Origin of the sequence: Halolamina sp. CBA1230 (genome assembly GCF_002025255.2) — an archaeon.
In the GTDB taxonomy this organism is placed as follows: Archaea; Halobacteriota; Halobacteria; order Halobacteriales; family Haloferacaceae; genus Halolamina.
In genome coordinates, this window is record NZ_CP054587.1 from 1,863,936 (window position 1) to 1,876,529 (window position 12,594).

Genomic DNA, 12,594 nt, shown 5'->3' on the forward strand with positions numbered 1-12,594 from the left:
CAAGAAAATGACTAACAACAATAACACTACAGATACGGAGCACGACGACGAGTCGTTCTCCTTCGGTTTCGACAGTATCAGCATTTCAAACATCGGAGGTATCGACACGAAGACGATTGCGTTGGCGGTCGTGGCGCTGGTCGTTGCCAGTTCGGTGGCGATGGCGGCGCCGTCCGGCATTACTGCCGGGAGTACGACGAGCGGGATGATCGAGATCACCGCGGAAGACGACAGTATCGAGCAGAACGACACCGTGACGCGCGGTGTGTACTTCGAGGTCAATAACCAGGGTAGTAACATCGCGACGGTTGACTCCGTCACGGTGTACGACGCTGACGGTAACGAGGTGGCGAACGGCTCGTTGTCGGTCGATGTTTCTCCCGGTAGCAGCGCCGAGTTCACGACTCGGTCGAGCTCGGGTTCGGGAGCGAACACGCTTGGTGTTGATGTGCCCGAGCGCGTCGATAACAACGCGACGCTCGACGTCGCGGTGACGCAGGGACCATCGACGCAGACCATCACGCTCCAGCTGGACCTCGACGCTGACGACGACGGCGTCACCGACAGCCTGGACGCGTACCCGCTGACAGCTCCGACGACGCACGACCTGACGGTCAACACGTCCGAGGGCACACCGTCGCAGCTGTCCATCACAGTGACTGACGGACAGAATACCGTGGAGTTCGAGAAGTACAACAGTTCTACCGACGAATATGAGGCGGTGAAGGAGACGACTGTTGGGGCGATGAACGAGACGGAAACAGCGACGTACGACATTAGCGGCGCCGAAGACGGGCAGCAGTACCGCATCGTCAGTGAAGGGATGGCGACCGTCGATAGCACGCAAGTGCTGTACGACACCGCCAGCGGTGGCGGTAGTGACGGTGGCGACGGTAGCAGTGACGGTGCGCTCGTGTCGCTGCCGGCGGTGCCTGACATCCCGACCAAGTTCGTGGTCGGTGGCGGCGCAGTAGCGGTCGTTGTCGCCGCGTTGTACGTGCTGCGCGACGACTACTAACGCCCGCTAACGTGGGTTTCGCCGCTTTTGCGGCGAATTTATTTAGGTGACTGAATATGACTCATAAAATGAAACGAGCGGTCGTGTTGGTCGTGGTTTGCCTGTCACTCTTACTCATAGGGTTCACTGTAGGCGCTTCGGCAGCTCCCGGCACGCCAGCCGGGACCGCGACACCCACATCGACCGCCAACGACACGGAGGCGAACAGTTCAACAACAACAACATCGACGCCGACAGACACGCCTGCAGATACCGCTGATAGTGACGAGAACGACTCCGAGAGCCTTACTCGGGATCGCATCATCCAGTGGGCGATTACGTCCGAGGATGTCTCTGACGAGCGCGCACAGAGCGTGCAAGCGTGGTTCACCGAGCATCGAGCATCACTGTCGGAGCGTGACCAGCGAATCATCTCCCGCTGGCTGGACGTGCAGGTCCCAAGCGATGAGGAGCAGAGTCAGCAGGAGTCGATTGATACGTCGAACCTGACGTTGTCGGGGACGTATCTCGGCGGTCAGGTCGAGATTTACGACGAGCACTGGCAAGGAACGACCTATGAAGCCGTGGTGTGTGCCGATGAGACGACGCGCATTGCGGTGACGGACTCGTCGAATATCGGTGGCGGAAGCGGGTCTGGCAGTGCGCAAATCAGTCGGTACACTATCGAAACCGGGTGTGAGAAGATTTCGATGGTGACGAATCCGACTGAAGAGATCGCGACGATTACTATCGGGTTCGGCGGTCCCCGCCTTCACTACAACAACCACCGTCTAGGTGGCGGTCCAATCGTGCCGGGACCGTACGGTGGGGATGCGATGCAGACGGTCGCGATTCTGAGCACCGTTACCGGCGTGATGGGGGTGCTCGGTATTATCTACCGGACGAAAGAGAAGCTCAAATGGGCGGTGAAGCGACCATGACGGATAGTGCCCGACAATCCAGCGACGACAGCAGTAACGGGCTGCGTGGCGACCTCGTGTACCTGCTCGGGGAGTACTCCACGTGGATTGGCATCGTAGCTATCATCGGCACTATCGCCGGGATTCTGGCGCTCTGGCAGTTCCAGATTAAACTCCCGAGCATCCCGTCGTGGGGCGAACTGCCGACATCGGCGCAATTAGCGGTCGTGACGGTGCCGGGCGCAGCCATCACGACCCTCCTGCTGTACGCCGTGCTCAAAGCTCTCGGGTGCGTGGACTGGCTCGCACAACCCGACTGGATACACGTGTACGAGGTCGATATGGCCAGAGAGCGTGCCGAGCGAGACGGGACTGCGGAGCCGGTAGAGTACCTGCAGCACTACAAATTCGGTCCTGAGTTGTGGTCGAATCGTGTCATCAGGGAAGGGAACTCATACGACGCGCAGTCCGCCGACGGCGAGGTGATGTGTGCTCGCCGGGTGGAGGTCGATGAAGACGAGAAGTCCATTGAGTTGTGGGGTCCGTGGATGGCTGAGGAGACCGATGTGGCGATGTTGGCGGAGAAGCAGAAGATCGAGGCGAACCGTGGGAAAATCCGCGAGTGGGCTGTGTACGGGCAGAACCTGCACGCGAAGCTCCCGAGTGTTGTGCAGGCTATCGAGAGCGCCTATTGGCGGGCGATGACGCAAGAAGACCTGGATGACCAGGCGCTGCACCCGGACATCGTCAGGTCGCACGTCAGCGACGATATCGAGGCGTTCGTGGAGTCAGTCGAGACGCCCGGTGAGAGCACGAGTAGCGGTGATAATGACGATGAGGAAGCCGGTGAGTCGAGCGTGGATGGGCAGCAGTTGATGAATCAGATGTTGGAGGCTGAGGACCTGTCGCCGCCCGACAGTGGGGGTGATGGTCGATGACGGAGTACGACGGGCTCGACATTAAGAACCTGCGTGAGCGCTTGGCGAAGAACGGTGACATCCATGCGTTGCAGGAAGCCGGGTTGCTCGACGAGCGCACTATTAAGAAGCTCTTGAGCTACAAGCGGTCGTATGAGTCGGAGAGTGCGGCGCACTACGACAACCCCGAAGAAACTGCCTACTACGCCCGGAATACGAAGTACTGGCGTGAGACGGTCGAGCGTGAACTGAGTGAGAACTTGCGGAAGGCGGTGCAGAACGGGAACTGGCAGGTCATCGCGTTCGCGCTCGGACGTGGGAGTTCGGAGGAGCAAGTCAGGATGGATTTCGGTGACTACGAAAAGCACCGGTCGTTGTTGCAAGAGCCCGGTCTGGTTGAGTTGATGTTTGCCGGGATGGGTGGGGGGAAGACGATGACTGCAGTGCGGCAGGCGGAGACGTGGATGATGATTTACCCCAACGGAATGGTCGTCAGCAACATCAAGTCGTGGAGCGAGAAGCACGACCGCGTCGAGTATGTCGGCGACCTCCGGGACCTTGTCGAGACAGCGTCAGAGAACCCTGAGCAGCGCGTCTTCGCTGTGCTTGACGAGTTCGGGTTGAAAGGGAGTGCGTACGGCGGTATCAACCAAGAAGCGATGGAAAAGGTGATGAAAAATTTCGTTCGGCTGATGAGGAAAGAGCCGTATAAGCTACAGATTGTCGGTATCAGTCAGCGACCGACCGACATTCACCCGACCCTGCGGAACGACAAGTTAGCCGTCTACGCTATCAAGGAGGGGGCATCGAAGGCGGATAAGCAGAAGCACATGGTCATCTATGACGAGACGACTGATGACAAGTGTACGCAGCCTGATGAGGATGCTGTGAGGTGTGACCTGCGTGGGATTGGGATGCCGACCACGCCGCCAGATACGGACGATAAGGCTGACTGGGACTGGGGTACGCCTGAAGACTGGGTCGAGTTAGGGTTGACGACGTGGGAGGAGTTGGATATGGACGAGGAAGAGGCGTCAGGCGGGTCGCAGCCCGTTCAGTGTGCGTACTTGAAAGATGGCGAGGAGCAGTGTGGAGCGTTGGTGTACGATGGGCACGAGTCTGGGATGTGTCAAGCGCACCGGCATCGAGACGACCGCGAGGAGCGTCGGGTTGAGGCGTAGGGTCGCGTGCGTGGTGCGCGAGTGCGCGTCGCGTACGCGTAGTGGGGTGGAGGTGGGTGGAGGTGGGGGGAGGGGGTGAGAAGGTTTGGCTGAGTAGTGATAGTCACCTGTTATCCAATACCACGCCGGGAAGATGTTGGGTCGCAATGGCAACAATCAGTTCAGACCGAATCGAAGACACAAGTAAAAAGGTCAGAATTGCCGCTGCATGGCTTCTCGACAGCGATTTCCACCGTAAGAGAGCCGCCGAAGTGTTGTCGGTCAGCGGTGAGTATATAAGGCAAGTAGTCAGGGACATGGAGCGCGACGAACGCGAACTTGTCGCCGACCACGAACTCGAAGCAGCGCAGGATAAGATGCTGCAGGCGGAAATCGCACAACGGCTGCGGGACGCGGATGCAATATCGACCGACACCGACCCCGCAACCATCGAAATCCATATCGACGACCTCAACCGCGAAATCCGCCGCCTGCGGACGCTAGAGGAGTCTGCGCGGCGCGGGGACGAGGAGCGAGAGTGGGTTGCCGCGTCAGCAAGAGCGTTCCTCGAAAATCTCGTCGAGGACTCGACCTAGTCCGGCAGGTAGTCTCTGACGCCTCTGACGCCGACTTCAGGGTCGTACTCGACATAGCGCTTCTCCGTAAATTCGACACTTGAGTGCCCGAGATAGCGAGAAATCGAATAGAGGTCAGTCAGGTCAGTTTTGTTAACAAGGCGTGTGGCGGCGCCGTGTCTGACATTATGAGACGAGACCTTCCAGCGGTTCGGCTCGCCATCCGGGCTGTTGGCGTCGGCGTACAGCTTGCGGTTGATGCCGGCGTTGTCGGCTGCCTTCACGATTACTTCGTTGATAGCCTCGCCCGACAGCGGCGCGCCACGTGTGCCGACGAACAGGTGGTCGTGGTCCCTTCCCCCTAGGTATTCGTCGCGTAGTCCGCCGTGCAGCCACCGATGCAGCAACCCATCCAGCGACCGGTTGTACCCGACCACGCGCTTGCGGTTGTTCTTCGTCACGCTCGCCGGGAGCGTGATTTCCCGTTTGTTCTCATCGAGCATATCCAGAGAAATGGCGGCTAACTCCCCGCGACGGCACGCACTGTGCCACGCAAGCCGGATCAACAACTGGTTCCTCACGCGGTCTTCCTCCACAGCCTCCTCCATCGCCTCGATATCCTCTTCATCGACCGCGTACTTCTCGCCGTCGTTGAGGTGGTGGTCCTGCTCGTTCGACTTCGTGAGACCCCACTTTTCGTCCTTCGCGTCGTTCCACCGCGAGAGTGGGTTGTCGTCGATAATCCCCATCGATTCGAGATAGTCGTAGAGCGCGACGATACGGTCCCACCTGTACCGCCCGGTCGTCCCCGAAAATTCGTTGCTGAGGGTGCGCCCGAGCCGGTTCGCGTCAGCAGCCGTCACATCGGTCACCTCGTCTATTCCTTGGTCGTCGAGCCACCCGTCGAACCACCGGAGGTCTTGCTCGTACCGTTTCGTGCTATTGCTATCTCGTTTGTCGTTGTCGGCGTCGTCGGTGCCAGCAGCTAGTTCTTCGGCGTAGTCTACGATGAGCGGGCGGCAGTCGTCGATGGGCTTGTAGCGCGGTGGCATTGTTAGGCGGTTCGGTAGTATCGACGGCTGTCGGTGTTGATTTCGTACCGTTCGTCGTCTACAGGGTCAACTATTGCGTACTCGGCGTCAGGGTACCACTCGACCATGTTCGTGAGTGCAGTTCTGGCTCTCGACACGTCGATGTCGAGGTAGTCAGCCCACGCTTCGGCGGTACTCGCCCGACGTGCGTACTCGTACGAGTCGTCTTCCGAGAGGTCATCGTCGCTGACGATAGAGTGGAACGATTCGAAATCTTCGGGGGAGTCGAGTTCGGGGAGTTCGGTGAGGATGGCGTGTGCGAGGTCTTCGAGGTCGTCGTCGGCTTGCCCGACTGCGTCGAGGTCGGCGATGCTGTCCTCGATGCGTTCGAGGCGAGTTTCGAGCGGGGTGATGGCGCTTTCGACGGCTTCTTCGACGGTGTCTTCGTCGATGCTCGCGGCGGGCTGCTCGCCGTCGTCGTCCGCCATCTCCTTTTTGGCGAGGGTGCGGAGCATCATCGCCATCGAGGAGTAGTCGGGGGTGGCATCGACCCAGTCTTTGAGTTCGTTCTTTTCAGCTGGTGTGAGTGCGACTTCGATTTTCTCGGTTCGGGTTGTCATGTGTATGGGGTGTGTGTTCCGCCTTATTAGGACCATGGTCTGCTTTGTGGCTACTACTCCAGAACCGCGTCATCTAAACAACGGCGTTCCTTCGACCAGGTCTTTTCGCGGAGGCGACGGCGCCGACAGCGCCCCGCCGATCGTGACGCCCCCGGTGCTACCCCCGTTTTCGGGGACGCGTCGACGCTACTCCCGGTCGTTCGGCGTCCAGAGGCCGTAGAGGATACAGCTCAGCCCGACGAACCGGCTGCCCTCGCCGATCACGCCCAGCGCGAACTCCGGAACCCCGGGCACGAGCAGGCTCCCGACGAACAGCAGGACCGGCACCCAGAACACCAGCAGGAACCCGACGGCGACGAACTTCATCGGCCGGCTCCCCTGTCTGTACCCCCGGAACGCGATGTAGCCCACCGCCAGCCCCAGTAGCGTGGTGCCCAGCGTCAGGGCCGTAGTGACGGCCCCGAGCAGCCGGGGATCGATCTGAACGAGCGTGTCGAACATCGTTAGAGCTCCTCCACGAACCGTCTGAACCGTTCGGTCATGCGGTCGCGCCGCGTAACGGAGAGTTCGATCCCGTCGTCCGTGAGCGTGACGACCGCTCGGTCGAGCCGCGCGGCGTACACCTTGTAGTGGTGCCCCTGTTCCTCCGGGCGCCGGCGCACCTCGACCAGGTCGTGCTCTTCGAGCTCCTCCAGCCGGCGGTAGACGGTTGTCTTCGACGCCTCGCACTGCTCGGCGAGCGCGTCGGCGGACTGGGGTTCCCGTGCCGTCGCCTCGACGATGGTTCGCGCACAGTCGTCAGCGAGCAGTGAGCCGAGTGTCGCGGCGTCCATCTCATCACTCACGCGAATCTCTCCCCGCCGTCCGGAAAGCGGTGCGAGCACGACCGCAGCGAGCGCAACTGTGCTCGCCCTTCTTTATAAATACTCCCCGTAGAACCGGCCGCGATGGTCACACTCGACGAGACCACGATCGGCATGGCGTTCGCGGTCGTCGGCGTCGTCGCGACGCTGATCTGGTACGGGCTCGCGTGGTACGGCATCGCCACGCTGCGGGACATCCGCGACGCTCTCGGCAGCAGCGGCGCGGACGGCCGGTGAGCCCCGGCACCGATTTTTTCACCGTCGCCCGGAGCCCCCACGAGTGCCGCTGTACGACCACGGTGCGTGTTCACGGCCGAGTCGCTGGATCCCCCTGTACACTTACTTTGCGACACAAAGCTAATTTACTACACAAAGCTATTTGTCCCTTCGGTCCACACCACCAATCGGTATGGGCACTGACACTCGGCGTTCCCCCCTCCCGGGTCGGTTCCTCGAACAGACCGGCGCGTTCGCCGCCAGAGCACTGCGCACGCTCCGCCGCAACGGCGCCGTCGTCTTCTGGTCGGTCGCGTTCCCGGCGCTGTTCTACCTCCTGACCGTGTACCTGCTGATCAACACCAGCTCGATGCCCGCGGAGGCTGCGGGGATCGTGAAGGCGACGAACGCCATCTCCTACGGGACGTTCGCAGCGCTAGTCGTCTTCCTCAACACGTTCTCCCAGTCGCTGGTCGCCGACGTGGAGGGCGGCAGATACGCCCAGTTCCGCGCGCTCCCGGTGTCGCCGGGCGCGGACTTCTTCGGGCGCTTCGTCGCCGCCTACGCGTTCGCCGTCGTCGCCGTCGCGGTCGTGCTGGCGGTCGGCGTCGCCACGGGCGCGACGTTCGGCCTGCAGTCGGTTATCTCGATCCCCGTCGTCCTGCTCGGCCTGCTCGCGCTCGGCCTGTTCGCGGCGAGCATCGCGGTGGTGCTCGTCGCGGCGGTGCCCGAGCCGAAGTTCGCGAGCATCATCACCATCACGCTGGTGCTGCTCGCCTTCTTCCTGACGGGGTACAACGGCGTTCAGCCCGCGCTGGTCGCCTCGACGGCGGAGTTCGTGAACTACGTCCCCAACGGGCTGGCGACCCGCCTCGCGGTGTACCACCTCGTCCCCGTCGGCGACTGGGCGGCGGCCGGACTGGCCGAGCCGTCGGCACCGACCGCGCCGCGGTATCTCGCCCTGCTCGCCGCCTACGCCGTCGCTGGGGCCGGTGTCGCCGTGATCGCCACCCGTCGCTCGCTCTACCGGGGTGAGATCCAATGAGCGCCGACGCGCCCGCCGCCGTCGAAGCCCGGAACGTCCGGAAGACGTTCGGCGACGACGGCGTCCTCGACGGTGTCGACCTCACCGTCAGGGAGAACGAGGCGCTGCTGCTGATGGGTCCCAACGGCACCGGGAAGACGGTGCTGCTCTCCTGTCTCGCTGGGAGCGTCGAACCGACCGAGGGGGAGATCCGGCTGTTCGGCGACCCCGTCGCCGACGACGGCGGGCACAGCCTCTCGCTGCTGCTCCAGGGCGGCGCGAGCGTCGACAGCCTCTCCGGCCGGGAGACCGCGGCGTTCTACGCGGGTCTCCACCCCGAGTTCACGGACCGCTGGCGCGACCTCGTCGACGAGTTCGGCCTCGCCGAGGAGCTCGACAAGCGCGCCAAGCACTACTCCGAGGGGATGAAGCGGAAGCTCGAACTCGCGCTGGCGCTCGCGGTCGACACGCCGCTGTACTTCCTCGACGAACCCACTGCTGGCGTCGACCTCTCGATGGTGCAACGGTTCCACCGCGCGATCAGGGACCGGATCGAGGCCGGCGGCACCGTCGTCGCCACCAGCCACCGCCCCGTCGACGCGTCGTTCGCCGACCGGATCGCGTTCGTGACCGGCGACGGCGTCACCGCCGTCGGCCCCCCTGCGGACCTGCTCGACGCCGTCCCCGAGACGGTCCGGATCGTCGGCGGTCCGCCCGGGACGGGGACGTTCGAGCCGCACGTCGTCGGGGAGCTGTTCTACCACGGTGACGAGCGCCGTGGGTTCCTCGCCCCCGACGCGACGCTCGCCGACGTCGAGGCCGCCGCGCCCGCCGGCGCGACCGTAGAGACGGTCGAGCCGAGCTACACCGACGCGTTCAACTACCACGTGCACACGGAGCGGAACGATGAGTGAGGACGTCGATCCCACGGAGCTCCAGCGTGACCTCGACCGGATCAAGGACGCGATGGGGATCGCCGAGCGGTACGAGGGCGCGCCGGAACAGTGGCTCGGCTTCGGCGTCGTCGTCGCGCTCGGCTGTGCGCTCTCCCAGTTCGTCGTGCTCGAACGCCTCCCCGGGCTCTGGTTCCTCGTGATCTGGCTCGGCCTGTTCGGGTTGTTCGGTGCGGTGGCGTACTGGCGCTACGACGGCTACTCGTGGGCGCCGGGCGACGGGACGCCCAACGTCGGCTATCTGATCCTGACGATCTACGCCGGCACGTTCGCCGTCCAGTTCGTGGCGGGACCGTTCCTCGTCGAACTCGGCTACCTCGCGGAGACGGCGTTCGTGCTCGGGCTCGTGCTGGTGATGCTCGGGCTCGGCTACCTCGTCGCGGCCGAGAGCCTGAAGGCGCACCGCATCCGCAGCCGCGACCGGCGGGCGTTCCAGGTCGGCGGCGCCCTGATGATCGTCCTCGGCGTCGCCGTCGCGAACGTCGAACTGCTCCACGAGTGGGGGTTCGCGGCGTACGGCGGAACGTATCTGGTTTACGCCGTCGCTTCCTACTGGGTGCTGACTGACTCGTAGATGGACCTCGACAAACTCGTTCACCAGCCGACCCGGCTCGAGATATTCGCCTACCTCTACCGGCACGGCGAGTCGACGTTCACCGACCTGACGGACGACCTCGACCTGACCGAGGGGAACCTCTCGAGCCACCTCCAGCGCATGGAGGACGAGGACGCCGTCGAGATCCGCAAGGAGTTCGTGGACAAACGCCCCCGGACGACCGCGGTGCTCACCGACGAGGGCGAGGCGCTGTTCGAGGACCACGTCCGACAGCTGGAGGGGCTGATCGACGACCTGGACGGGTGAAGGCCAGTTATCTGCCTGCGGGGCACCTCCCCGCATGGCTCGCCTCGGAGAGTCAGACCCAGCGCAGCGACACCATCAGCCCGATCAGCACCAGCTGCAACACGCCCTGCACCCCGCCCAGCTTCGCGTTCCGCGCGCCGATCCGGGAGATGATGCCCGCGTCCGGGTCGGGGGAGGTGATCTGGGCGTACATCCGGATCTCGCCGGGCAGCAGGAAGCCGAACCCTTGCACCGACAGCAGCGTCACGATCCCCAGCGAGAGCGAGACGAGCAGCGGGATCCCCTGCAGGCTCCCGATCGTCGTCGCCACCCACGCCAGCGAGCCGACCGCCGAGACAGCGAACAGCGCCTGCCAGCGCCGGTCGTCGAATGCGTTCAGTCGCCAGCCCGCGAGCAGCAGCGCGGGCAGCAGGTTCGCGGCGGTGAACAGCGCGAGCCAGGGCTCGCTGTTGGGGAAGTGGCCGAGTCGCTGGGCCAGCGTTATCCCGCCGGCGATGGTCACGAGCGCCATCGCGGGCAGGAAAAACGTCGTCTTCGGCGTGAGTCGGGTGAACACCGCGGCGCTCTCCTCCTCGTCCAGCCCGCCGATTGCGGGGCCGAGCACGGCGCCCATGAACAGGTCCGTCCCGGTCCACAGCAGCCCCGCCATCACGTGGACGTACGTGTGGACCTCGACCGACGCCATCCCCGAGGTGACGTACCCCGTCGCCAGTATCGATATCGCGACGACGCCGCCCGCGAACGCGGGGTTGGCCCGGCTCCCCAGTCCGCTGATCGTGCCACGCACCGAACGTGTCGACATACGTGGACGTTCGGTGGGGTGATAATAAGGCTACCTTCTGCGGAACCCTCGATTGCTCCCGCGCGCTCGCTTTTCCCAAACGATTTTGCCGTCGCCGCTGGCGTCGGGGGTATGATCGGCTCGCTGGGGGGCCTCGCCTCGCTCGGCGATCTCGCCCGCCTGCTCGCGGTGCCGCTGCTGGGCTGGGCCGCGCTGCGTGACGTGCGGACGCGCCGGGTTCCCAACTGGGTCTGGTACGTTCTCGGCGGGCTCGGCGCGGTGCTGCTGGCGGCGGAGCTGGCGCGCTCGGCGCCGTTCGCCGGCCGGTACGCCCGCCTCGAACTGTTCCGGATCGCCGTAAGTATCGGCCTCGTCGTCCCGCTTGCGTACCTGTTCTGGCGGATCGGCGGGTTCGGCGGCGCCGACGCGAAGGCGCTGATGGCGCTTGCGGTGCTGTTCCCGACCTACCCCGCGTACTACCCGCCGGCGACGCTGTTCGGCGTCCCTCTCCCGCCGGTGCTCCCGGCCGAACCCACGCTCGTCGGCGTGTTCTCGCTGACGGTGCTGACCAACACCGTGCTCGTCGGCGCACTGTTCCCGGTCGCGCTGGCGGCCCGAAACGCGCTCGCTGGGCGGGTCGAGCCGGCGATGTTCCTCGCCCGGGTCGTCCCGGTCGACGACCTGGTCAACCAGCACGGCCGGCTGTTCGAGGATCGCTCGGGGTTCACCCGCTCGGGGCTGGACGTCGACGCGCTGCGGATGTACCTGCGCTGGCGCGGCCTCGCGCTCGCGGAACTGCGCGCGGCCCCGGAGCGCTACCGCGACCCCGACAGCGTGGGCGAGACGTTCGACGCGACCGACGGCGCGGTCGACCCGACGGCGGTCGAACACGGCACTGCCTCGAACGACGCCGACGACCCGCCCGAGGACCGCGAGCACGACGACCCGTGGGCCGCCGAGCGCTTCCTCGACGACGTCGACGGCTCGGCGTACGGCACCGATCCCGAGACGCTGCGGGAGGGGCTGGAGACCGTCGCCCGGGAGGAGGCTGTGTGGCTCTCGCCGGGGCTGCCGTTCCTCGTCCCGATGTTCGTCGGCCTGCTGATCGGGCTGACGTACGGCGACCTGCTGTACGGGCTGTTGACCGCGCTGGGACTTGCCTGATCGTCACTCCTGCCGCTCGACGACGAGCAACACGGCGAGGCCGAGGATGAGGAGCGTGTACGCCGCCGCGGCGAACAGCGCGGCCTGTTCGGACGCGTACTCGCCGGTCCGGAAGATGATGGCCTTCCGGATCATCGCGATGACGCCGGTGTAGATGACGAGCCTGACGATGCGCCGGGTGGTGCTCTCCTGCGTGTAGGCGACGACGGTCTGGTACACCTCGACGATGATGAACAGCAGCAGCGCCGTGTCGATGAACCCGACGACGACAAGCGGGTCGGTGATGGAGCCGTCGACGGCGCTCTGGACGATCTGCAGGCCGAGGTCGAACACGCCGATGGCGAACAGCGCGCCCAGCACCACCGCCGCGGCGACCTCGGTGTAGCGGATGAGCGCCTCGCTGAACTCCAGGATGCGGTCGTCGAGGGAGTCGCCGGTCTCGAGTTCCCTGCCGACCGGATCCTGTTCCTCGTCGGTCACGTGTACGCTTCCGGGGCCAGCCTCAAGATTC

General features: G+C 64.3%; 17 protein-coding genes. 11 read left to right on the forward strand and 6 right to left on the reverse strand.

The features are described from left to right. The first annotated feature begins 7 nt into the window (after positions 1-7). From B4589_RS09855 to B4589_RS09875, 5 genes are all read left to right on the forward strand, one after another. Positions 8-1,018, forward strand: a complete 1,011-nt coding sequence (locus tag B4589_RS09855; protein ID WP_079234104.1) for a hypothetical protein — start codon at positions 8-10, stop codon at positions 1,016-1,018. Positions 1,019-1,086: 68 nt separating this feature from the next. Further along, positions 1,087-1,938, forward strand: a complete 852-nt coding sequence (locus B4589_RS09860; RefSeq protein WP_079234105.1) for a hypothetical protein — start codon at positions 1,087-1,089, stop codon at positions 1,936-1,938. Beyond that, positions 1,935-2,855, forward strand: coding sequence for a hypothetical protein (locus B4589_RS09865; RefSeq protein WP_143414313.1), 921 nt, complete (start codon positions 1,935-1,937; stop codon positions 2,853-2,855). The genes B4589_RS09860 and B4589_RS09865 overlap by 4 nt, the downstream gene beginning before the upstream one ends. After that, complete coding sequence (locus B4589_RS09870; RefSeq protein WP_079234107.1) at positions 2,852-4,015, forward strand: hypothetical protein; 1,164 nt, start codon at positions 2,852-2,854, stop codon at positions 4,013-4,015. Before B4589_RS09865 ends, B4589_RS09870 begins: the two co-directional genes overlap by 4 nt. A gap of 146 nt (positions 4,016-4,161) precedes the next feature. Next, positions 4,162-4,590: a hypothetical protein gene (locus B4589_RS09875; RefSeq protein ID WP_143414314.1), complete on the forward strand. Its 429-nt coding sequence runs from the start codon at positions 4,162-4,164 to the stop codon at positions 4,588-4,590. Here the strand turns inward: B4589_RS09875 and B4589_RS09880 are convergent. From B4589_RS09880 to B4589_RS09895, 4 genes are all read right to left on the reverse strand, one after another. Further along, positions 4,587-5,621, reverse strand: a complete 1,035-nt coding sequence (locus tag B4589_RS09880) for a site-specific integrase (RefSeq protein WP_079234109.1) — start codon at positions 5,619-5,621, stop codon at positions 4,587-4,589. The two genes, B4589_RS09875 and B4589_RS09880, sit on opposite strands and share 4 nt — an antisense overlap. A 2-nt stretch (positions 5,622-5,623) precedes the next feature. After that, the gene (locus tag B4589_RS09885; protein ID WP_079234110.1) at positions 5,624-6,220 is read right to left on the reverse strand and encodes a hypothetical protein; all 597 of its coding nucleotides are present in this window, start codon (positions 6,218-6,220) and stop codon (positions 5,624-5,626) included. A gap of 186 nt (positions 6,221-6,406) precedes the next feature. Next, a complete protein-coding gene (locus B4589_RS09890; RefSeq protein ID WP_079234111.1) occupies positions 6,407-6,721 on the reverse strand; it encodes a hypothetical protein in 315 nt (104 codons plus the stop codon). A 2-nt stretch (positions 6,722-6,723) separates the two neighbouring features. Further along, on the reverse strand, positions 6,724-7,065 hold the full coding sequence (locus B4589_RS09895; RefSeq protein ID WP_217920461.1) for a helix-turn-helix domain-containing protein: 342 nt from the start codon (positions 7,063-7,065) through the stop codon (positions 6,724-6,726). Positions 7,066-7,167: 102 nt separating this feature from the next. Here B4589_RS09895 and B4589_RS09900 point away from each other — a divergent pair, with 102 nt between their 5' ends. The 5 genes from B4589_RS09900 to B4589_RS09920 all read left to right on the forward strand — a co-directional run bounded on the left by B4589_RS09900 (position 7,168) and on the right by B4589_RS09920 (position 10,138). Further along, entirely contained in the window at positions 7,168-7,320 is a 153-nt protein-coding gene (locus B4589_RS09900; RefSeq protein WP_158081164.1) for a hypothetical protein, read from the forward strand. A 172-nt stretch (positions 7,321-7,492) separates the two neighbouring features. Next, complete coding sequence (locus B4589_RS09905) at positions 7,493-8,344, forward strand: ABC transporter permease (protein WP_079234113.1); 852 nt, start codon at positions 7,493-7,495, stop codon at positions 8,342-8,344. Beyond that, positions 8,341-9,237, forward strand: a complete 897-nt coding sequence (locus tag B4589_RS09910) for an ABC transporter ATP-binding protein (RefSeq protein WP_079234114.1) — start codon at positions 8,341-8,343, stop codon at positions 9,235-9,237. Before B4589_RS09905 ends, B4589_RS09910 begins: the two co-directional genes overlap by 4 nt. Next, the gene (locus tag B4589_RS09915; RefSeq protein WP_079234115.1) at positions 9,230-9,850 is read left to right on the forward strand and encodes a hypothetical protein; all 621 of its coding nucleotides are present in this window, start codon (positions 9,230-9,232) and stop codon (positions 9,848-9,850) included. Before B4589_RS09910 ends, B4589_RS09915 begins: the two co-directional genes overlap by 8 nt. Further along, positions 9,851-10,138 (forward strand): transcriptional regulator, encoded by a 288-nt coding sequence (locus tag B4589_RS09920; protein WP_079234116.1) that lies wholly within the window; start codon positions 9,851-9,853, stop codon positions 10,136-10,138. A gap of 52 nt (positions 10,139-10,190) precedes the next feature. On the opposite strand, the gene B4589_RS09925 is transcribed toward B4589_RS09920, so the two are convergent. Next, positions 10,191-10,904 (reverse strand): hypothetical protein, encoded by a 714-nt coding sequence (locus B4589_RS09925; RefSeq protein WP_143414380.1) that lies wholly within the window; start codon positions 10,902-10,904, stop codon positions 10,191-10,193. Positions 10,905-11,063: 159 nt separating this feature from the next. Between B4589_RS09925 and B4589_RS09930 the strand changes: the two genes are divergently transcribed. Next, entirely contained in the window at positions 11,064-12,083 is a 1,020-nt protein-coding gene (locus B4589_RS09930) for an A24 family peptidase (protein ID WP_079235213.1), read from the forward strand. Between the two features lie 3 nt (positions 12,084-12,086). Here the strand turns inward: B4589_RS09930 and B4589_RS09935 are convergent, their stop codons facing one another. Further along, positions 12,087-12,563 (reverse strand): phosphate-starvation-inducible PsiE family protein, encoded by a 477-nt coding sequence (locus B4589_RS09935; protein ID WP_079234118.1) that lies wholly within the window; start codon positions 12,561-12,563, stop codon positions 12,087-12,089. Positions 12,564-12,594: the final 31 nt, after the last annotated feature.